The sequence below is a fragment of the Gordonia aurantiaca genome, from assembly GCF_039939235.1.
In the GTDB taxonomy this organism is placed as follows: Bacteria; Actinomycetota; Actinomycetes; order Mycobacteriales; family Mycobacteriaceae; genus Gordonia.
On record NZ_JBDUUF010000004.1, the window covers coordinates 283,202 to 302,234 of the forward strand.

Below are 19,033 nucleotides of genomic sequence, written 5' to 3' on the forward strand. Positions count from 1 at the left end.
ACACGACTTTTCAGTCGGTGCGCAACATGAGGTCGACGAGTTCGGCGCCATACCGTCCCGCGGCGGCGCGATCGTCCTCCGTGTAGGACAGGTGCAGCGCGCCCACACCCATCGCGAATATCCATGCCGCCCGCATCGACGCCGTCTCCTCGTCGAGGCCGTGGTCGACGAGGCAGCGCCGCACCGCTTCTCGGGCGCGGCGATCGGAGGTGCGGATGCTCGCCTGCGCCTGCCGGTCGGTGCGCGCCCATTCCCGCATCGCCCGCTCGATCATCCAATGCCGCGGGCTGGTGAGCTGGGCGATCAGGCCCAGCAGCCGTTCCCGCGGCGGTCGGTCCGCGAGGGCCTCCAGGTTCCTGTGCTCCTCGTCGCTCCACTCGCCCCAGCGTGCGACGAGTGCGGCCCGGTAGGCGGCGACGTCGGTGAAATGCCAGTAGAAGCTGCCCTTGGTGACGCCCATCCGGCGGCACAGCTCGTCGATCTTGAGCTGCTTGAAACCCTCGTCGGCGAGGACGGCGTACCCGAGTTCGATCCAGTCGTCGGCGGACAGCTGGCGACCGCCACCCCGCCCGCGCCTTCGCTCCCGCGTCTGAGCCACCTCCCCACCCTAGAGCCGGCGAAACCCCACTTCCATACTTTTTCGTATGTTAGGTTCCGGACATGACCCCGACATCCGGATCGGTGACGATCACCGACGCGTTCATCACCGCGCTCGCCGACCGCGCCGCACAGGCCGAAGAGCAGCGGAAGCTACCCGCCGAGACCATCCGGGACGCCACCGACAGTGGCCTGCTCGACCTGTTGATCCCCAGGCGGTTCGGCGGGCTGGAAGCGCCGTTTCCCGAGATCCTCGACCACGTCCGGCGCCTCGCGCACGGATGCACCTCCAGCGCCTGGACGCTGGGCTTCTACACGCTGCACGGCTGGATCACCGCCCTGTTCGACGAGGAGGCACAAAAGGAGGCGTTCGCCGATCGCCCGTACCTCGCCCCGGCACCGCTCGCCCCGACCGGCACCGCCGAGCCCGCCGGCGGCGGGTTCACGGTGTCCGGACGCTGGTCGTGGGCGACCGGGATCATGGAGGCCAACTGGGTCATGGTCGGCGCGATCGTGACGGGCGACAGGCCCGACGCCGTGCTGGCACTCCTGCCGATGGCCGACGTACGGGTCGAGGACGTCTGGCACACCGACGGCATGCGCGCCACCGGGTCGAACGACGTGGTGATCGAGAAGGCCTTCGTCCCCGCGCACCGCACCATCCGGGTCCGGGACCTCTACGCGGGCAGGACACCCGGCGCCGCCCTGCACGACAACCCGTCGTACCGGTGGCCGATGGTCCCCGCGCTCGCGCTGCTGGCGGCCATGCCGGCGCTCGGCGCCGCCGAACGCGTCGCCGACCTGTACGCGCAGCGACTCTCCGAACGGGTCCTCGCGTATCAGATGGTGAAGCAGAAGGACAAACCTGCAGCGCGAATCCGCCTGGGCGACGCCCGAATCCGACTGCAGGCCCTGCGCGGCCTGCTCGACGGGACCACCTCGACCATCGACCGGATCGTGGCCGCCGGCGAGACGGTCGACCTCCGTACCCGCGCCGGGGCCCGGCTCGCCGCCGCCCGGATCGTGCACGAGTCGAGGGCGATCATCGGCTCGTTGCTCGAGGCGTCGGGCGCGAGCGTCCACTTCCTCGACCACCCGATGCAGCGGGCGCGGCGGGACGTCGACGTCCTGTCCGGCCACGTCGTCTTCGACTACGACGAGATCCGCGAGATCACCGGATCATTGGAGATCGGCATGGAGATCTCCCCGTTCGCCATGGTGTAGCGGTCAGCGCGCGGCCGATGACCGACGCCGCTCGTCGAGACCTGCGGGATAGCCACCGGCGATCGCGATTCGGTTCCAGGCGTTCACCATCACGATCGACGCGACCAGCTGCCCGATCGCGCCGGCGTCGAAATATTCTCGCGCATCGGCGAACACCGCGTCGTCGACGCCGTTCTCGCCGGGGAGCGTGAGCTGCTCGGTCAGGGCGAGCGCCGCCCGTTCCCGTTCGCTGAACAGTCCACCTGCGTCTCGCCACGCGGCGATCATCAGCAGTTTCCGCGGCTCCATGTGGGCATCGAGCGCGTCCGTCGCGTGCATGTGCAGGCCGTAGGCACAGGAGTTGAGCTGCGACACCCGGATCGCGAGGAGCTCGGTGATCTCGGGATCGACGCCCACCGACGACACCCGTTGCAGGGCGACGAGTGCCTTGTAGACGCCGGGGCTGTCCCGCGGGATCCACATGCGGGTCGGCGGGCGGGACGCCGGCCCCACGCCCGCGGCCATCACGACCTGCCCGCGCCGGCGCCGGCGTGCGCGGCCAGCCAGTCGTCGAGGGCGGTGGACGTGACGACGTCGGGCTCGGTCGGCACCAGCCCCCCGCTGCGGATCGCGGCGCCGCCGACCGGCGCACCGATGACCCACCTCGGAGATCCCAGCTGCGACGCGACGGCTTTCGCGACGTCGACCAGGTTCATCTCGTCGGGCCCGGCGACCTCGATCTTGCGGCCGCCCGGCCCGCCCGACGTCGCGACGTCGGCGACCACGCGCGCCACATCGGCGGCGGCCGCGGGCCGCGACCACATCTTCGGCGCGACGGCGACCGGACCGAGCGACATCCGGCCCATCATCTGTTCGGCGAGTTCGAACCACTGCGTCGACGCGACGATGGTCAGCACGTGCGGCGACAGGTTCTCCAGGTAGGCCTCCTCCTGGGCCGCCTTGCCCCTGGTAGTAGCCGAACTTCGCGTTCACCGCCGGCTTGTCGGCGTTGACGATCGACACGCACACCACGTGCCCGACACCCGCATCGGTCGCGGCGCGGGCGATGTTGGCCGCCGTCGTACGGAAGAAGTCGACCGCCTTCTTGGCACTGAGCGTCTCGAGGCTGAGGCAGTCGACGACGGCATCCGCACCGGGCATCGTCTCCGCCAGCCCCTTCCCCGTGTAGGCGTCGACGCCGCGTGCCCGGTTGGCCCGGACCACCTCGTGCCCTCGTTCGGTGAGCTCGTCGACGACCCGGCTGCCCAGGACCCCACTCGCTCCGATCACCACGATCTTCATCTCTATCCCCTTTGCAGTCGTCCTTCTTTCCTGACGTGCTCTCCTGCACCTACGCTAGTTCTCGATTAGCACAAGAAAGTGGTCCAATTCGATGGCAGTAAACGAGGCCAATTCTGCGGAGGACGGCCCGCGTGATCCGTGGGCGGAGGTCGCCGCGCGCCTGGGTGCAGACCTGTTCCTCGACCTGCAGCCCGACCCGGACGCGAGCACCCGCGGCCGTGGCGCCACGCTGCGACGCACCCTCGCGGAGGCGTTGCGCTCGGCCATCCTCGACGGCCGGTTGCCGCCGGGCACCGCGCTACCGCCGTACCGATCGCTGGCCGCGGACCTCGGAGTGGCCCGTGGCACGGTGTCGGCGGTCTATCAGGAGCTGGTCGCCGAGGGCTGGCTGACCGCCCGGCAGGGGTCGTCGACGAGGGTGGCCGAGGGTGCCGCGCACCCGGAGGCCGGACGCGACCCCGGCATCGGTCACACCGACACGGGATCGGTGATGTTCCATCTGCCGCACGACTTCTCGCTCGGCCGGCCATGCGCGGGGATGTTCCCCCGCGCGGACTGGATCCGGGCGACGCGCAGGGTCCTCACCGAGTGCGCGGACGAGGTCTTCGCACCGGCGCATCCACAGGGGCGCCCCGAGCTCCGCCACGCGCTGGCCGTGTACCTGAGCCGCACGCGCGGAGTACGTACCACCGCGGACCGCATCATCCTGGGCACCGCGGTGCAGTCCGCGCTGGAGTTGTTGTCGCGCACCGTGTTCGGCGACGTCATCGCGGCAGAGAGCCACGGTCTGCCGTTCCACTGGCAGGCGGTCGAACGAGGCGGCACCCGCGTGATCCCGATCCGCGTCGACGGCGAGGGCATGGTCGTCGACGACCTCGAACGCAGCGGGGCCTCCGCGGTGTTGCTGACGCCGAGCCATCAGTTCCCCACCGGTGTGGCCCTGTCCCCGGGGCGGCGCATGCAGGTCGTGGACTGGGCCAGGCGCACCGGTGCGGTCATCGTCGAGGACGACTACGACGGCGAGTTCCGCTACGACCGCGAGCCGGTCGGCGCGCTGCAGAGCCTCGGGCCGGACGTCGTGATCCACGCCGGGTCGGTCTCCAAGAGCCTGTCCCCCGCGGTCCGTGCCGGATGGTTGGCCCTGCCCGAGCACCTGGTCGAGAAGGTGGTGCAGGCCAAGGGGTTACGTGAGCCGGATGCGAGCATCGTCGATCAGCTGATCCTGGCCGATCTCATCGAGTCGGGCGCCTACGACCGCCACATCCGGCGCAGCCGCCAGGCGTATCGGGCCCGACGGGACGCCCTCGTCGAGGCCGTCACCGCCGCAGGCCTCGACCTCCCCGGCATCGCAGCCGGACTCCACGCGGTCATCCCCGTCGACCACGAGGACGAGAGCGGGTTGGTGCACCAGGCCTTTCAGCGCGGCATCGGACTCGTCGGGTTGTCGCTGTTCCGCCATCCCGACGCCGAACCCCTCCCGTACGGCGGCCTGGTCGTCGGATTCGGAACGCCGGCGGCGTCGACCTATTCGACCGATCTGGCGGCACTGGCGCGATTACTTGCCGAACCTTCGGCTCCGCGCCGAGTAATCCCGTAGCGCGCGAAGGAAATCCACACGCCGGAACTCCGGCCAGTAGGCGTCGGTGAACCAGATCTCCGAATAGGCGCTCTGCCACAGGAGGAATCCCGACAGCCGCTGCTCGCCGGAGGTCCGGATGACGAGGTCGGGATCGGGCTGGCCCTTGGTGTAGAGGTTGTCGTCGATCGCGTCGACGGTGACGGCCTCGATCATCTCCTCCGGGGTGGCGCCCGCGTGCAGCTTCTCGGCGAGCAGGGCGCGGACCGCGTCGACGATCTCCTGCCGTCCGCCGTAGCCGACGGCGACGTTGACGTTCATCCCGTCGTGGTCGGCGGTCCGAGCGGCCGCAGCCCGCAACCGCTGCGCGACGGGGCCGGGCAGAGCTTCGAGGGTGCCGACGATCCGGATACACCAGTCGGAGTCGGGCGCGGAGATCTCGTCGACGATGTCGGGCACGATCTCGAGCAGCGCGTCGAGCTCCTCCGACGACCGGTTCAGGTTCTCGGTCGACAACAGGTAGATGGTGACGGCCTCGATGCCCAGGTTCGAGCACCAGCCGAGCATGTCGGCGATGCGCTGGGCACCCACGCGATGCCCGTGGCTGACGTCGTCGAAGCCGGCTTCGCGCGCCCACCGTCGGTTCCCGTCGCAGATGATCGCGACGTGCCGCGGGAGACGCTCCGGGTCGAGGAGCTGGATGAGACGGCGTTCGTAGATGTTGAGGACGGGACGGCGAACCCGGTCCGGCAGAAGTTTCATCGTGCCGTCGACTCCATGAGGTCGCCGGGCTCTGCTGGGCTCCGTGTCACGTGGGACACCTTACGCTCCACCGTGCGAGCGAGCCGACCCCACCGATGTCCGAAAGACTCTCCTACCCGCACGTAAGTTACGGTACCGTAACCACATGAGCACGACACTGGGTCCATCCGTGGACGACCGACCGCGCCTGCGCGGTGTCATCCACCACTACTCCGCGTATGTGGCAGGGTTGGCCGGTCTCGCCCTCGTCATCGGAGCCGCGGTGCTCGACGGCGCCCTCGGTGCCGTCACCTGCGCGATCTATGCGGTCACCGTGGTGGGGTTGTTCACCGTCAGCGCGACGTATCACCGCATCCCGTGGAAGACGATGCGCGCCCGCCTGCGCATGAAGCGGGCCGACCATGCGACGATCTTCCTCTTCATCGCCGGGTCCTACACGCCGTTCTGCGCGCTCGGCCTCCCGTCGCCGACGCGGTGGTGGGTGCTCGCGATCGTGTGGACCGGCGCCATCGCCGGCGCGGTCCTCAAGATCGTGTGGCCCGGGGCGCCGCGCTGGTTGGGGGTCACGCTCTACATCGTTCTCGGCTGGGTGATCGTCGCGGTCGCGCCCGCGCTCGTGCGCGAGACCGGGGTGACGGTCATGGTCCTGCTGGCCCTCGGCGGCGTTCTCTACAGCGTGGGCGGCGTGCTGTACGCGGTCCGATGGCCGAACCCATGGCCGAAGACGTTCGGGCACCACGAGGTCTTCCACGTGTGCACCGCGATCGCCGCCCTGCTGCACTACGTCGCGGCCTGGATGGTCGTCGCGGGGTAACCGCTCGCTACGATGCGGCGGTGACCTCGGCCCAGGAGACCGTCCACCGGATGCGCGGATGCGCCATCGGTGTGCTCTCGGCATGCGCGGCCGTGGCCGCGCACGGCACCGCCGGCGGGTCGCTGCCCGATTCCGACTCACTGCTGCTCATGATCGCGGCCTGCGCGGTCCTCGGCGCCGCCATCGGTTCACTACGACGTTCCCCGGGCCCGGCCGTCACCCTCGGGTTGCTGGTGGCCGGACAGTTTCTCGCGCACATGTCTCTCACCGCGCTCGACGGGCCGGCGATGATCCATCACGGCATCGCATCGCCGTCGCCGTCGCCGTCGATGATCGCGATGCACCTCGTCGCGACACTGGTGACCGCCGTCGCGATCCGTGTCGGCGAATCCGTGCTACCGACTCTTCTCACCGCGATCATCGCCCTCGTCCATCCGGTGCTCGTTCCGCCGGCGAACGAGAGTCCTCGCCTCGACCGTCTCGTCCCGGCACGGGACGTGCGTCATGACCGGCACACGATCGCGCCTCTGGGCACGCGTGGCCCGCCACCGATGGCCCGCTGACCATCCCTGCCCTCAACCGACCCGTCGACTCCGCCGGGCCGGTCGGCGCGCGCTTGCGCCGGAACGCTTCTCGATCGCTTCTCGATCGCTTCTGACGATCCCGCTTTCGCGGACCGTGGCTCGCGCGCGCCCTCCTCAGCGAAAGGCGACCTCGTGTCAAGGACTTCCGAAACGACTTCCGAAACGAACTCCGAGTTGTCCACCCCACCCGTCAACCCACCCCACGTCGATCCGCCGTCCGGCTCCGGCGGCCCGCTCCCCCTGTTGCGGCGCCTGCACTTCTACGCCGGCATCCTCATTGCCCCGTTCCTCATCGTCGCCGCCGTGACCGGCGGCGCGTATGCGGTCGCGCCGACGATCGAGGAGATCGTCTACCGCGATCAGCTCCACACCGACAGCACCGGTGAGATGCGGCCGGTCTCCGAACAGGTCGAGGCCGCGCAGCGTGTCCGGCCGGATCTCACCCTGTCCGCCGTGCGGCCGCCCGCCGAACCCGGCGACACCACCCGGGTGCTGTTCGACGACCCGTCGCTCGGCGAGTCCGAGCGGCAGGCGGTGTTCGTCGATCCGGTGACAACGGAGATCAAGGGCGAACTCGTCTCCTATGGAAGCGCGGCCGCCCTTCCGATGCGCGCATGGTTGAGCTCGCTCCACCGCAACCTGCATCTCGGTGAACCCGGCCGCGTCTACAGCGAGCTCGCCGCCTCCTGGCTGTGGGTGGTCGCGCTCGGCGGTGTCGCACTGTGGGTCTCGTACATGCGCCGGCGCCGGTCCGCGAGGCACCTCGTGACCTTCGACGGTTCGGCGACCGGTCGCAACCGGACCCGCAACCGCCATGCCGTGGTCGGTGTGTGGATCGCCGTCGGCCTGGTGTTCCTGTCCGCGACCGGACTGACCTGGTCGAAGTACACCGGCGACAACGTCACCGGGCTGCGCACGGCGCTGCACTGGACGACCCCCGCGGTGAACACGGATCTGCCCTCCGGCGCCTTCTCCGCCGCCGCATCCGGCGCCGGCCACCATCACGGCGCGACTCACGCAGACGCACATGAGGACCCGACGATCTCGACCCGGACCGTCAAAGAACTCGATCGCGTCCTCGACGTGGCCCGCTCCGCGGGAGTCGGCAGCGCGGTCGAGGCGAGCATCCCGTCGGCACCGGACGAGGCGTTCACCGTGACGCAGACGCGCCGGCCGTGGCAGTTCGGTCCCGACAGCGTCGCCGTCGACGGCGCGACCGGCCGGATCGTCGACGAGTCACGGTTCGCCGACTGGCCGGTGGCCGCCCGGCTCACCAACTGGGGCATCTCCTTGCACATGGGCATCCTGCTCGGCTGGGTCAGTCAGGTCGGGCTGCTGCTGCTCGCGGTTGCGCTGGTCGCGATCATCGTCCGCGGCTACCAGATGTGGTGGCAACGGCGCCCGCGGCACTCGGGATCGTTCGGCGTCGACCGGCCTCCGGTGCGCGGCGCTCTCCGCCGGATGTCGAGGCCGTCGGCGCTTGCACTCGTTGCGGTGACCGCAGTCGTGGGCTGGTTCATCCCGCTGCTCGGCATCAGCCTGCTGGCGTTCCTGATCGTCGATGTTGCACTCGGGCTTCGCGCGAATCGTCGTCGGGCACAAGAGAAAACCGCCACCGAGGCCTGACGGCCCGGTGGTGGTCCACTCGGTCCGGGCGCGTCGGCGCGCCCGGACCGTCGGGGTCCTAGCCTCGCGCGAACGCGGCCAGCACCGATGCGGTGGCCTCCCAGCCCATGCACTTGTCGGTCACGGACTTGCCGTAGACGAGCGGGTCGGCATCGGTCGACTGGGCACCGGGCTCGAGGAAGCTCTCGAGCATGACGCCGCTGATGTTCGACTCCTTGCCGGCCTCGCGGGCGGAGCGCACCGCCGCGGCGATCTCCGCGGCGACCTCGGCCTGACGGACGTGGTCCTTGCCCGAGTTGGCGTGCGAGCAGTCGATCATGACGCGCGCGGGCAACCCGGCCTTCTCGAGGGCCGCGGTGGCCGAGGCGACCGACTCGGCATCGTGATTCGGGCCGTGGGTGCCGCCCCGCAGGATGATGTGGCAGTCCTCGTTGCCCGCGGTCTCGACGACCGAGCCGTTGCCGAAGTCGTCGACGCCGAAGAAGACGTGCTCGGCGGCCGCGGCGCGCACGCCGTCGATGGCGACCTGGACGTTGCCGTCGGTGCCGTTCTTGAAGCCGATCGGCATCGACAGACCGGACGCGAGCTGGCGATGGACCTGCGACTCGGTGGTGCGGGCGCCGATGGCACCCCACGCGACCGCGTCGGCGATGTACTGCGGGCTGGTCGGCTCGAGGAACTCGGTGCCCACCGGCAGGCCGAGGTCGATGATGTCGAGCAGCAGCGACCGCGCGGTGCGCAGGCCGCGCTCGACGTCGAACGTGTTGTCCATACCCGGGTCGTTGATGAGGCCCTTCCAGCCGACGGTGGTGCGCGGCTTCTCGAAGTACACGCGCATCACGATCTTCAGGCGGTCGGAGTACGCCTCGGCCAGCGGTGCGAGCCGGCGGGCGTAGTCGATCGCGGCGATCGGGTCGTGCACCGAGCACGGCCCGACGATGACGAGCAGACGGTCGTCGCGGCCGGCGAGGATGTCGGCGATCTCCTCGCGGTCACGCTGCACGGCCAGCGCACGACGGGCGGTGAGCGGCAGTTCGCTGCGGACGGAATCCGGCGACGGGATCGGGCGGAACGCCTTGATCCGTCGATCAGAGGTCGATTCGGCGTGCTCGCCGGTGGTCGTCGGGAGATCCGGGAGAGTGGTCACGTTCGTGCCTTTCGAGGTCATGCCCTGTCGGCGTTACAACCGGGGCACGCCCTTGCAGTGGTGGAGCCCCGCTCAAACGACAAGAGCAGCGACCGTCTGGTCGCTGCTCGGGCTCCGGGTGTTGGCGTGCATACGAAGATCAGCGCTTCATCGTGGCCCCACCCGGAGCCTCGATAAAGCGCCAATATGCGCGCACGGTGCTGATCACGGTGACCACACTAGCACAGGTGGCGCAACATGCTTGTAACCGACATCACCCGAATGACATCGCCGGCTACGGGTGACCGCGGTCGATGAGCTCGCTGAGGACGATGATCGACTCCGACTTGTCCACCGGGCCCGCCCGCCGGATTCGCTCCAGGGCCTGCTCGAGATGCCGCACATCGCGCGCCCGTAACCGCAGGATCGCATCGGCACCGCCGGTGATGGTCGCGGCACTGACCACCTCGGGGATCGGTTCCCACGCCGCCTTGAGCTCCTCGGGGGAGATGTTGCCGCGACAGTAGACCAGCACATACGCCTCGGTCGTCCACTGCATCGCGTGCGGATCGACGATGGCGGTGAACGCGCGGATCACACCGTCGGCGACCAGGCGGTCGACGCGTCGCTTGACCGCCGGGGCCGAGAGCCCGACCTCGTCGCCGATCTGCGCATATGTCGCCCGCGCGTCTCGCGTGAGGCACGCGAGGACCTTCTCGTCGAGATCGTCGATCGTTCGCAACGGATTCTCACTCTCCACCACATTGGCGACGATTCATTGCACATCTGCGCAATCAACGGCGATTGTTTGCGTCGATTTACGACGATACCCTCGAAATATGACGCTGACCAGCCCGGATATCCACACGGCGCCGGTGCGTGTCGCGCGTCCGCGAACCTTTGCGATGACACCGCCGGTTCACTTCACCGTCATCTACGAGATCAACCCGTGGATGGACACCACCATCCCCGTCGACACCGACCGCGCCCTCGCACAGTGGCGGCATCTCCGTGAGATCTACGAATCCCTCGGCCACACAGTGCATCTCGTCGACCCACAGCCGGGTCTGCCCGACATGGTGTACGCCGCCAACGGCGGTCTCAGCGTCGGCGACGTCGTGATCGTCGCCCGGTTCGCCTTCCCCGAACGGGCGCCGGAGGCCGAGGTCTTCGCGGACTGGTTCACGCGCCACGGGTTCGGAGAGATCAAGCGCACCAAGGGAATCCAGGAGGGCGAGGGCGACTTTCTGGTCGTGGGGGACCGCATCCTCGCGGGCACCGGGTTCCGGACGCAGCGGGAGACCCACGACGAGGTCGCCGCGCTGACCGGTCGAGAGGTCATCACCCTCGAGTTGGTCGATCCGCTCTTCTATCACCTCGACACCGCGCTCGGCGTCCTCGACGACGACACCATCGCCTACCACCCGGCCGCGTTCTCCGATTCCTCGCGGCGCCTGCTCGAGGAGCTGTATCCGGACGCGCTCATCGCCTCGGACGAGGATGCCGGTGTGCTCGGCCTGAACTTCGTGTCCGACGGTCGCAACGTCGTGATGACCGACCACGCACCGCATCTCGAGGCGATGATCCGTGACGCGGGGTTCCGGCCGGTCACGGTGGACCTTTCGGAGCTGCTCAAGGGCGGCGGTGGCGTCAAGTGCTGCACACTCGAACTCAGAAGGCGAGGGTTCATGTCCGACACACTCATTCACCACGAGGTGGGGCCGTCCGCCTCGGATTCCGAACCGCATGTGGCGCACAACTACGCACCGATCCCGGTGACCGCGGCGACCGCCGAGGGCGCCTGGGTGACCGACGTCGACGGCCGGCGGTACCTGGACTGCCTGGGCGCCTATTCGGCGGTCAACTTCGGGCACCGGCATCCCCGGCTCGTGGCCGCGGCCCGCGAACAGCTCGACCGCGTCACCCTGACCAGCCGCGCGTTCCGCTCCGATCGGCTCGAGCCGTTCTGCGCGGCACTGGCGAACCTGTGCGGCAAGGACATGGTGCTTCCGATGAACACCGGCGCCGAGGCCGTCGAATCGGGTATCAAGGTGGCCCGCAAGTGGGGCTACGACGTCAAGGGCGTGCCCGACGGCCAGGCGAAGATCATCGTCGCGCAGGGCAACTTCCACGGCCGCACCACCACGATCATCTCGTTCAGCGACGATCCCGAGGCGCGCACCGGGTTCGGACCGTACGCACCGGGTTTCGTGAGCGTCCCCTACGGTGATGCGCGTGCCGTCGCCGACGCCATCGACGAGAACACGGTCGCGGTGCTGATCGAACCCATCCAGGGCGAGGCGGGCATCATCGTTCCGCCCGACGACTACCTCCCGCGCGTTCGCGCGCTGTGCTCCGAGCACGACGTGCTGTTCATGGCCGACGAGATCCAGTCCGGTCTCGGCCGCACCGGTACGACGTTCGCGTGCGAACACTGGGGTGTCGTCCCCGACGTCTATCTGCTCGGCAAGGCCCTCGGCGGCGGAATCGTGCCGGTGAGCGCTGTGGTCGCCGACGCCGACGTGCTCGGGGTCCTGCACCCCGGCCAGCACGGTTCCACCTTCGGCGGCAACCCGCTCGCAGCAGCGATCGGCCGCACGGTCGTCGAGATGCTGTCCGACGGCACCTGGCAGCACCGCGCCACCGAACTCGGCATCCACCTGCACGACCGGTTGCGGGAGTTCGTCGGCCGGGGCGTGACCACGGTCCGAGGCAAGGGTTTGTGGGCCGGTATCGACCTCGAACCGGCCCAGGGCACGGGCAAGGACTTCTGCATCCGGCTGGCCGAGCGCGGCGTACTGGCCAAGGACACCCACGGGTCGACGCTGCGCCTGGCCCCGCCGCTGGTGGTCACCGAGCGGGAGATCGATTGGGCGATGGACCGTTTCGCAGAGGCGCTGGGCCTCCCTCAGGCCTGACCGGCGGTGCGCACCCGACGGCCGCGGTTGAGCCACTACGTCGAGGTCGACAGCACCGTCGCGAACGCGCACCACGCCGGATACGCGGCGAGGGCGATCCCCGCCGCCGGGCTGACGGTCGTGGTGCGCCGGGCGAGGTCGGCGCTGCTCACGGTGAGTGTGGCAGCGGCAACCGAGGCGGCGCCCAGAGCGCCCTTGCCGAAATAGATCCAGCTCCAGGCACCGTTGAGGGCCAGATTGGCGCCGAGTGCGGCGATGTACGCGGTGCGGTCTTCGCCGTCCAGTTCATCGACGGTGGCCGCTGAGGTGACGGCGAGGTCGGCATACAGCGCCGTCCAGGCGACCGGGAACACCCATGCGGGCGGCACGAATCCGGGTTTGCGAAGCTGCGGGTACCAGGTCTTGACCGCCGGTTGCGTGACGATACCGCCGATCGCCCCGGCGGTGGCGGCGGCGAGCGAGGTCCCGGCCAGAGTGGAGATGCGCATGCGCCGGCATTACCCACTCGCGGTCGCGGTCAACCGAACCGCCGAGGCCGCCCGCAGCGCGTCACGACCGGCGAACGCCGCGTCGACCGACCGTCAGGTGTCCGCGGAGCGGCGCTCGCCTGCGCCGTTCGCTCCGCCGCCGTTCGCGGTGCCGTTCGCGTCGCGGTCGGGAGTGGCTGCGCTCGTGGTGGCAGTGCTCGTGGTGGCAGTGCTCGCATCATCTGCCGTCGGCTCCGCCGCCACCGAATCGGTGCCCTCGTCGAAGGCCTGGTCGGCCTCGGGGTGCTCGGTGTCGAACGACTCCGGGAGTTTCTTCAGCTGGCGGCTCATCGACCAGATCAAGAACCCGGTGCCGACCAGCAGCACCAGGATCACCAGCAGACCGAGCGGGGACGACTTGCCGAATTCGGGTCCCTGCGGCTCCTCGGCCAGGACCATCACGGAGTTGACGATGTCGACGGTGTTCATCACGCCTCGATTCCGGAGAACAGATCGGTTTCCGGGATGGCGGTCTTCACCCGCGTCTTGGCGAGCTCGAACTCCTCCGTCGGCCACAGCCGCTGCTGCCATTCCAGCGGCACGGCGAAGAACATGCCGTTCGGGTCGATCTGTGTCGCATGCGCCCGCAGCGCGTCGTCACGCTGCGGGAAGTACTCGGCGCACTCGATCTGGGTGGTCACCCGGCCCATGAGGTCGTTGCGGCTGGGGTCCCACTTCTCGAGCCACTCCTTGAACGGGCTCTCCTGGCCGTGGCGCTCGAACTCGTCGGAGAACAGCACCATGCGGTCCCGGATGAATCCATGCGTGTAGTACAGCTTCAGCGGGGTCCACGGTTCGCCGGTGCCCGGGTACGCATCGGGGTCGCCGGCCTTGTCGAAGGCCTCGACCGACACCTCATGGCAGCGGATATGGTCCGGATGCGGGTAACCGCCGTGCTCGTCGTACGTGATCATCACGTGCGGACGGAACTCGCGGACCACCTTGATCAGGGCCTCGGCGGCCTCCTGAAGTGGCACCGTGGCGAAGGAGCCCTCCGGCAGCGGCGGGCGCGGGTCGCCCTCGGGCAGGCCCGAGTCGACGAAGCCGAGCCACCGATGCCGGACACCGAGCGCCTCGGCCGCCTTCGCCATCTCCTCCCGACGGACCTCGTGGATCCGCTCCTTGATGCCGGGCAGGTCCATCGCCGGGTTGAGGATGTCGCCGCGCTCACCGCCGGTCAGGGTGACGACGAGGACCTCGTGGCCCTCCGCGGCGTACTTGGCGGTTGTGGCCGCCCCCTTGCTCGACTCATCGTCGGGATGCGCGTGGACCGCCATCAGACGGAACACACCCGGCTGCGGGTCGTCGGCATGGGTTTCGGTCACAGTTCCTCACCTTCGGATCGCTACTGGTCCCATGGTAGGTATTGACAAGTGAACAGTTCGGACGGGGGCGCCGCGGAGCGCCCACGCAGCGGCCCGCGTGCCCACTACCCCGAGCAATCGGGCTCTGCGCTGACCCGGCGTCGCTGGGCCGTCGGACTCACCATTCTCGTCGTCGTCGCCGGCGTTGTCCTGGCGGTGATCGGTTTCAGCAAGTTCGGCACCTCCGATGTGTCCGGCGAGGCCACCGGCTACGAGATCCTCGACGACCGGACGGTCGCGGTCCTGTTCACCGTCGACCGCGACGATCCGGGCAAACCCGCAGCGTGCGTGGTGCGCGGCCGCTCCAAGGACGGGTCCGAGACGGGCCGTCGGGAGATCCTGATCCCGGCCGCCGAGAACGGACGCATCGGCGTGCGCACCGAGGTCAAGACCTCCAAGCCACCGGTGATCGGCGAGGTCTTCGGCTGCACCATCGACGTCCCGCCCTACCTCCAGCCCGAGCAGTCGTGACCGCGTCGCCGACCGAAGACCACGCAACTCCCACTCCCCGGGCCGCGTTCGCCTCGATCGGCAGTCGCTTCTTCCCGCTGCTCGTGGCGCTGTTCGTCGGTGTGATGTTGATCAGCAACGTCACGGGCACCAAGGGCGTAGTCCTCTTCGGCGACTGGCTCACCGTCGACCTCGGACCGATTCACCTCGACGGCCTGGTCACCGACGGCGCGTTCTTCCTCTTCCCTCTCGCCTACGTCCTCGGCGACGTCATCAGCGAGGTGTACGGGTTCAAGGCGATGCGCCGCACGATCCTCGCCGGCTTCGCCGTGCTGATCCTGGCGTCGCTGTGTTTCTGGCTCACCATCCACCTACCCGCCGCCGAGTTCTACGACGGCCAGGAGGCCTTCGAGACGGTCGCCGGCGTGGTCCCGCAGTTCCTGCTCGCCGGACTCGCCGGATACGTCGTGGGCGAGTTCCTCAATTCGTTCGTGCTGGTGAAAATGAAGGAACGCGCCGGCGAACGGCATCTGTGGGCGCGGCTGCTCGGCTCGACGGTCGTCGGCGAGCTGGCCGACACGATGGTCTTCTGTTCGATCGCCGCGTCCGCGCTCGGCATCTCCACCTGGGGAGACTTCGTCAACTACACGGTGGTCGGCTTCATCTGGAAGACATTGGTGGAGATCGTGATCATGCCGGTCACATATCTCGTCGTGGCGTGGCTCAAACGAGCCGAGCCCACATATCAGGACGCTCTCGCATCGGCCACCGCGGGGTAAAGGATGTGCCAGGCGTCTCATCGGCTGGTACCATCGATGCATACACGGCTCCGCGAGGGGTCGTGTTGCTGCATTTATAGCAGTCCATATGCCGTGCAGTGCAACAAGGCCGCTGCGCGGCGCGGACAACACGAAGGAGTGACCGATGACCGACACCCAGGTGACCTGGTTGACCCAAGAGTCGCACGACCGCCTGAAGGCCGAGCTCGACTCATTGATCGCCAATCGTCCGGTCATTGCCGCCGAGATCAATGAACGACGCGAAGAGGGCGACCTCAAGGAGAACGGCGGTTACCACGCCGCGCGTGAGGAGCAGGGTCAGCAGGAGGCTCGCATCCGCCAGCTGCAGGAGCTGCTGAACAACGCCAAGGTCGGCGAGGCGCCGACCCAGTCCGGCGTCGCTCTCCCGGGTTCCGTCGTGACCGTCTACTACGACGGTGACGAGAACGACAAGGAGACCTTCCTGATCGCCACCCGCGAGGAGGGCGCCGCAGGCGAGATCGAGACCTACTCCCCCAGCTCACCCCTGGGTGCCGCGCTGATCGACGCCAAGGTCGGCGAAACCCGTGAGTACACCGTGCCGAGCGGCGCCACCGTCAAGGTGACCCTCGTCAGCGCGGAGCCCTACCACGGCTGATCCACAGCGACCGACGAAAAAGACCCACGGCCCGGACGGGTCGTGGGTCTTCTTCGTTGGTGGCGAAGATCAGGACAGGTTGACCTTCACACCGCCGGAGAACATCGAATCGTGCAGCTCGATGCTGGCCGGCTTCGCGTCGGCGGGCATGTCGTAGATGACCTTGACCTCGACCGTGTTGCCCGGGTTGATGTTGTCCCACACCGGGATGTCGCTGCCGCCCAGTGCGATCTGAGCGGTGGTGTCGGGCTCGAAGCTGCGACCGTCGGTGTCGTAGAGCTTCTGATTGGTGGGCGAGAAGTCCTTCGGCTCCTTGCTGGTGTTCATGACCGTCATGGTGACGACCACGAACTGCCCCTGGGCCTCCTCGGTGAGGAACGGGTTGTCGCCGACGGAGGTCAGCCCCGACTCGACATTGGTGACGACGAACTCGAACTTGCCGTCGCGCACCGGCGTGTTCAGCCCCGGAGCCTTCTCGTCGCCCTTGTCGTCGCCCTTCTCGTCACCGCCCGAGCCGGCCTGGTCTGCGGAGCTCGAGTTGTTCGACGACGCGCTGTTGTCGGAATCGTCACCGCCACCACTCGTGGCGACGGCGATGATCACGATCAGCACCACGAGGATTCCGAGGATCCACGGCCACTTCTTTTTCTTCTTCGGCGGGGCGGCCGGCGGCTGGGCCGGCGGCACACCGTACGCGCCGGGGGTCCCGTACTGGGGCTGCTGACCGTAGGGCTGCTGACCGTACGGCTGGCCATAGGGTTGTCCCGCGTACGGGGCCTGGCCGGCCTGCGGCACCTGTCCCGGGTTCGGCTGCCCGGGCTGGGGGTTCTGGGGGTCGGTCATCCATCTTCCTTTGTTCGTGCACATCATCATGCGCGGACCCGATCGTTCGGGCACTCGTAATTGCATTCTGCACAACGGCTTTCGCCGCTCCTACATGTCCTTCGAACGGGCCAATCCGGCTCGGATCCGAGACGCGACCGACCATTTCCGGGACAAACGGGTAACGCCGTCGGAGTTCGATGGGGGCGAACTCAGCTGTGGTCGGCGCCGTAGACGGCCTGCTGGTAGGTGAATCCCTCGTACTCCAGCTGCTCGATCAGACCCTTCCGGGAAAACGGGGAGATCTCACGGTAGGAACGCGCCGACCGGGCGGCCTGTTCATACCAGTTGACCTCCCCGTTTGCTTCCAGCTGGTGCACCGCCGCGGTTGCGTCGGAGGTCGAAAAGCCCTCGTACTCCAGCTGCGAGATCAGGCCGGACTTCGAGAAGCCCGAGATCTCCAGGTAGTCCCGCGCCATCTCGACGGCGTCGGACACCTCGGACACCAGCGTGATCGCCGGCGCCGGCGCAGCGACGGTCTGCTGCGACGTCGTGTTTGCGAGCGCAAGGCTTCCGATGCCGATCATCATCGCGAGCACTGCCAGGGCGCCTGCCGCCCATGACACTTTCTTCTTCTGGGGGTCGCTCATCGTACTTCCTTCCCTGCGAGCGGCTCCGGGAAGTAGAGCCGCGTCTGAGAGCAAAATGTCACGAGGGTCCGACAAAAACGTTGCCGCACAGTGTCATCCGATCAGACGATTGTGCACAGCCCGACAGGACCGGAAGTCCTGCGGCCGTCGCCGCAGCGTTCCGCGGACCGCTGCGGCGGCCGGCGTCGCCGCTATCGCCTGGCGTTCTTCCAGCCCCACATCGCGTGGTCACCTCGGTCGTATGACCGAGGCCGAGCCGGGCGCCCACCCCCGGCACCGTGCCATCGGCAGCAACCCGCTCGTCGGCCATCACCCGCCCGGCGCCCTCGCCGCCGGACTCATCCGGATTTCCGAACGTGCGACGTATGAAATGTGAATCGCTGTCCGCCAAGGGCTTTGATCGCCAACTCACCCCGGCGCGACACCCGATCACACGACCCACACAACAGAATCGGTTGCTGTCCGACCAGGTCTCACCACCGCGGGACCAGAACACCACATGATGCCCATGGCCGCCGGCACAGCGCGCTGGGTACAGGCCTCCGGTCGTTCTGCGCCAGCGTCGCCGACAAACCGCTGACCGAAACCACCCCTGAAGAACCCCTCGACGGACACGCGCGTACCGATGTGTCGCCGGCTGCGCCCTGGAGGGTCGATCTCACGAGCGGTTCTCGACCAGTGCACCCCGGGTGGGGAAGCAGTCCGCGGAACCCTCCCGTCGCCTCGGCCGAACCACCCATGGGACGGCCGTGCCGGTGTTTCAATGGGCACATGCCACGTTCCCACGCACTGGAGACCTTCGAGCTCGACTTCTTCGACGCAGCGCCCGTGCGCCACGTGATCGACGTCCGGCTTCCGGTCACGCCGCAGCGCGCCTGGGCCGAGTTCACCCGTCAGGGGACGCTCGACTGGTGTCGGGCAATCAAGTCGATCACGTTCACCTCCCCGCCGCCCTACGGCGCCGGGGCGACCCGCCGGGCCGTGCTCGGCCCGGGTTACGTCACGCTCGAGGAGGATTTCTTCCATTGGACGGAGGATCCGGAATCGGGCAAGTACCACAACGCATTCCGGGTGAAGAGCGCGAATGTTCCCGGGATCAGACGGTTCGGCGAGGCCACGCAGATCGATCCGGAGGAAGTCGGCTGCCGACTGCGCTGGACGTTCGCACTCGAACTGCCGACCACGTCCAGGGCGGTCACGGCGTTCTCGGGCCCCGCGTCATCTACGGTGTACAAGACCATCGAGACGGACACCCTGAAGTATTTCGCGCATCTGCCGTCGGCGACCTAGGTGCCC

At 68.4% G+C, this 19,033-nt stretch carries 21 protein-coding genes and 1 pseudogene; 11 read left to right on the top strand and 11 right to left on the bottom strand.

Annotation, left to right across the window (positions count from 1 at the left end; all coding sequences use genetic code 11):
- Positions 1 to 10: 10 nt before the first annotated feature.
- Positions 11 to 598, bottom strand: coding sequence for a TetR/AcrR family transcriptional regulator (locus ABFT43_RS10750; protein ID WP_347960340.1), 588 nt, complete (start codon positions 596 to 598; stop codon positions 11 to 13).
- A gap of 62 nt (positions 599 to 660) precedes the next feature.
- Here ABFT43_RS10750 and ABFT43_RS10755 point away from each other — a divergent pair, with 62 nt between their 5' ends.
- A complete protein-coding gene (locus ABFT43_RS10755) occupies positions 661 to 1,821 on the top strand; it encodes an acyl-CoA dehydrogenase family protein (RefSeq protein ID WP_347960341.1) in 1,161 nt (386 codons plus the stop codon).
- Between the two features lie 3 nt (positions 1,822 to 1,824).
- On the opposite strand, the gene ABFT43_RS10760 is transcribed toward ABFT43_RS10755, so the two are convergent.
- Together ABFT43_RS10760 and ABFT43_RS10765 are read right to left on the bottom strand one after the other, a co-directional pair.
- Positions 1,825 to 2,325, bottom strand: coding sequence for a carboxymuconolactone decarboxylase family protein (locus ABFT43_RS10760; protein ID WP_347960342.1), 501 nt, complete (start codon positions 2,323 to 2,325; stop codon positions 1,825 to 1,827).
- Positions 2,325 to 3,102, bottom strand: a pseudogene (locus ABFT43_RS10765) (SDR family oxidoreductase). Before ABFT43_RS10765 ends, ABFT43_RS10760 begins: the two are co-directional and overlap by 1 nt.
- 91 nt (positions 3,103 to 3,193) lie before the next feature.
- Between ABFT43_RS10765 and pdxR the strand changes: the two are divergent.
- Entirely contained in the window at positions 3,194 to 4,699 is a 1,506-nt protein-coding gene (gene pdxR, locus ABFT43_RS10770) for a MocR-like pyridoxine biosynthesis transcription factor PdxR (protein WP_347960343.1), read from the top strand.
- On the opposite strand, the gene ABFT43_RS10775 is transcribed toward pdxR, so the two are convergent.
- The gene (locus tag ABFT43_RS10775; protein WP_347960344.1) at positions 4,658 to 5,440 is read right to left on the bottom strand and encodes an isoprenyl transferase; all 783 of its coding nucleotides are present in this window, start codon (positions 5,438 to 5,440) and stop codon (positions 4,658 to 4,660) included. The two genes, pdxR and ABFT43_RS10775, sit on opposite strands and share 42 nt — an antisense overlap.
- 145 nt (positions 5,441 to 5,585) lie before the next feature.
- Here ABFT43_RS10775 and trhA point away from each other — a divergent pair, with 145 nt between their 5' ends.
- From trhA to ABFT43_RS10790, 3 genes are all read left to right on the top strand, one after another.
- Positions 5,586 to 6,254: a PAQR family membrane homeostasis protein TrhA gene (gene trhA, locus ABFT43_RS10780; RefSeq protein ID WP_347960345.1), complete on the top strand. Its 669-nt coding sequence runs from the start codon at positions 5,586 to 5,588 to the stop codon at positions 6,252 to 6,254.
- 20 nt (positions 6,255 to 6,274) lie between these two features.
- Positions 6,275 to 6,817, top strand: a complete 543-nt coding sequence (locus ABFT43_RS10785; RefSeq protein WP_347960346.1) for a hypothetical protein — start codon at positions 6,275 to 6,277, stop codon at positions 6,815 to 6,817.
- Positions 6,818 to 7,012: 195 nt separating this feature from the next.
- A complete protein-coding gene (locus ABFT43_RS10790; protein WP_457590136.1) occupies positions 7,013 to 8,464 on the top strand; it encodes a PepSY-associated TM helix domain-containing protein in 1,452 nt (483 codons plus the stop codon).
- Between the two features lie 58 nt (positions 8,465 to 8,522).
- Here ABFT43_RS10790 and ABFT43_RS10795 read toward each other — a convergent pair whose 3' ends face one another.
- Together ABFT43_RS10795 and ABFT43_RS10800 are read right to left on the bottom strand one after the other, a co-directional pair.
- Positions 8,523 to 9,611, bottom strand: a complete 1,089-nt coding sequence (locus tag ABFT43_RS10795; RefSeq protein ID WP_347960347.1) for a 3-deoxy-7-phosphoheptulonate synthase — start codon at positions 9,609 to 9,611, stop codon at positions 8,523 to 8,525.
- A 274-nt stretch (positions 9,612 to 9,885) separates the two neighbouring features.
- Positions 9,886 to 10,332 carry an Lrp/AsnC family transcriptional regulator gene (locus ABFT43_RS10800; RefSeq protein WP_347960348.1) on the bottom strand — a complete coding sequence of 149 codons (447 nt, stop codon included), beginning with the start codon at positions 10,330 to 10,332 and terminating at the stop codon, positions 9,886 to 9,888.
- 97 nt (positions 10,333 to 10,429) lie between these two features.
- On the opposite strand from ABFT43_RS10800, the gene rocD reads away from it, so the two are divergent.
- On the top strand, positions 10,430 to 12,508 hold the full coding sequence (gene rocD / locus ABFT43_RS10805) for an ornithine--oxo-acid transaminase (protein WP_347960349.1): 2,079 nt from the start codon (positions 10,430 to 10,432) through the stop codon (positions 12,506 to 12,508).
- Positions 12,509 to 12,543: 35 nt separating this feature from the next.
- Here rocD and ABFT43_RS10810 read toward each other — a convergent pair whose 3' ends face one another.
- The 3 genes from ABFT43_RS10810 to mca form a co-directional block, all read right to left on the bottom strand.
- Positions 12,544 to 12,996, bottom strand: a complete 453-nt coding sequence (locus ABFT43_RS10810) for a TspO/MBR family protein (RefSeq protein ID WP_347960350.1) — start codon at positions 12,994 to 12,996, stop codon at positions 12,544 to 12,546.
- A gap of 93 nt (positions 12,997 to 13,089) precedes the next feature.
- Entirely contained in the window at positions 13,090 to 13,464 is a 375-nt protein-coding gene (locus ABFT43_RS10815; protein WP_347960351.1) for a hypothetical protein, read from the bottom strand.
- Positions 13,464 to 14,360 (bottom strand): mycothiol conjugate amidase Mca, encoded by an 897-nt coding sequence (gene mca / locus ABFT43_RS10820; protein WP_347960352.1) that lies wholly within the window; start codon positions 14,358 to 14,360, stop codon positions 13,464 to 13,466. Before mca ends, ABFT43_RS10815 begins: the two co-directional genes overlap by 1 nt.
- A gap of 48 nt (positions 14,361 to 14,408) precedes the next feature.
- Here mca and ABFT43_RS10825 point away from each other — a divergent pair, with 48 nt between their 5' ends.
- From ABFT43_RS10825 to greA, 3 genes are all read left to right on the top strand, one after another.
- Positions 14,409 to 14,870, top strand: a complete 462-nt coding sequence (locus tag ABFT43_RS10825) for a DUF4307 domain-containing protein (RefSeq protein ID WP_347960353.1) — start codon at positions 14,409 to 14,411, stop codon at positions 14,868 to 14,870.
- Entirely contained in the window at positions 14,867 to 15,628 is a 762-nt protein-coding gene (locus ABFT43_RS10830; protein ID WP_347960354.1) for a queuosine precursor transporter, read from the top strand. The genes ABFT43_RS10825 and ABFT43_RS10830 overlap by 4 nt, the downstream gene beginning before the upstream one ends.
- Before the next feature lie 145 nt (positions 15,629 to 15,773).
- Positions 15,774 to 16,265 carry a transcription elongation factor GreA gene (gene greA / locus ABFT43_RS10835; protein ID WP_347960355.1) on the top strand — a complete coding sequence of 164 codons (492 nt, stop codon included), beginning with the start codon at positions 15,774 to 15,776 and terminating at the stop codon, positions 16,263 to 16,265.
- A gap of 69 nt (positions 16,266 to 16,334) precedes the next feature.
- Here greA and ABFT43_RS10840 read toward each other — a convergent pair whose 3' ends face one another.
- Positions 16,335 to 17,108 (bottom strand): DUF4352 domain-containing protein, encoded by a 774-nt coding sequence (locus ABFT43_RS10840; RefSeq protein ID WP_347960356.1) that lies wholly within the window; start codon positions 17,106 to 17,108, stop codon positions 16,335 to 16,337.
- 191 nt (positions 17,109 to 17,299) lie between these two features.
- Complete coding sequence (locus tag ABFT43_RS10845) at positions 17,300 to 17,737, bottom strand: Ltp family lipoprotein (RefSeq protein WP_347960357.1); 438 nt, start codon at positions 17,735 to 17,737, stop codon at positions 17,300 to 17,302.
- 241 nt (positions 17,738 to 17,978) lie between these two features.
- Here ABFT43_RS10845 and ABFT43_RS10850 point away from each other — a divergent pair, with 241 nt between their 5' ends.
- Positions 17,979 to 18,113 carry a hypothetical protein gene (locus tag ABFT43_RS10850; protein ID WP_347960358.1) on the top strand — a complete coding sequence of 45 codons (135 nt, stop codon included), beginning with the start codon at positions 17,979 to 17,981 and terminating at the stop codon, positions 18,111 to 18,113.
- Positions 18,114 to 18,508: 395 nt separating this feature from the next.
- Positions 18,509 to 19,027, top strand: coding sequence for an SRPBCC family protein (locus tag ABFT43_RS10855; RefSeq protein WP_347960359.1), 519 nt, complete (start codon positions 18,509 to 18,511; stop codon positions 19,025 to 19,027).
- The last annotated feature ends 6 nt before the right edge of the window (positions 19,028 to 19,033 follow it).

Excerpts from the sequence above, each read along its gene's own strand:
- ABFT43_RS10755 (WP_347960341.1), top strand. The coding sequence starts at position 661 with ATGACCCCGACATCCGGATCGGTGACGATCACCGACGCGTTCATCACC.
- ABFT43_RS10760 (WP_347960342.1), bottom strand. The coding sequence starts at position 2,325 with ATGGCCGCGGGCGTGGGGCCGGCGTCCCGCCCGCCGACCCGCATGTGG.
- pdxR (WP_347960343.1), top strand. The coding sequence starts at position 3,194 with ATGGCAGTAAACGAGGCCAATTCTGCGGAGGACGGCCCGCGTGATCCG.
- ABFT43_RS10775 (WP_347960344.1), bottom strand. The coding sequence starts at position 5,440 with ATGAAACTTCTGCCGGACCGGGTTCGCCGTCCCGTCCTCAACATCTAC.
- trhA (WP_347960345.1), top strand. The coding sequence starts at position 5,586 with ATGAGCACGACACTGGGTCCATCCGTGGACGACCGACCGCGCCTGCGC.
- rocD (WP_347960349.1), top strand. The coding sequence starts at position 10,430 with ATGACGCTGACCAGCCCGGATATCCACACGGCGCCGGTGCGTGTCGCG.
- ABFT43_RS10810 (WP_347960350.1), bottom strand. The coding sequence starts at position 12,996 with ATGCGCATCTCCACTCTGGCCGGGACCTCGCTCGCCGCCGCCACCGCC.
- ABFT43_RS10815 (WP_347960351.1), bottom strand. The coding sequence starts at position 13,464 with ATGAACACCGTCGACATCGTCAACTCCGTGATGGTCCTGGCCGAGGAG.
- greA (WP_347960355.1), top strand. The coding sequence starts at position 15,774 with ATGACCGACACCCAGGTGACCTGGTTGACCCAAGAGTCGCACGACCGC.
- ABFT43_RS10840 (WP_347960356.1), bottom strand. The coding sequence starts at position 17,108 with ATGACCGACCCCCAGAACCCCCAGCCCGGGCAGCCGAACCCGGGACAG.
- ABFT43_RS10845 (WP_347960357.1), bottom strand. The coding sequence starts at position 17,737 with ATGAGCGACCCCCAGAAGAAGAAAGTGTCATGGGCGGCAGGCGCCCTG.
- ABFT43_RS10850 (WP_347960358.1), top strand. The coding sequence starts at position 17,979 with ATGACCGAGGCCGAGCCGGGCGCCCACCCCCGGCACCGTGCCATCGGC.
- ABFT43_RS10855 (WP_347960359.1), top strand. The coding sequence starts at position 18,509 with ATGCCACGTTCCCACGCACTGGAGACCTTCGAGCTCGACTTCTTCGAC.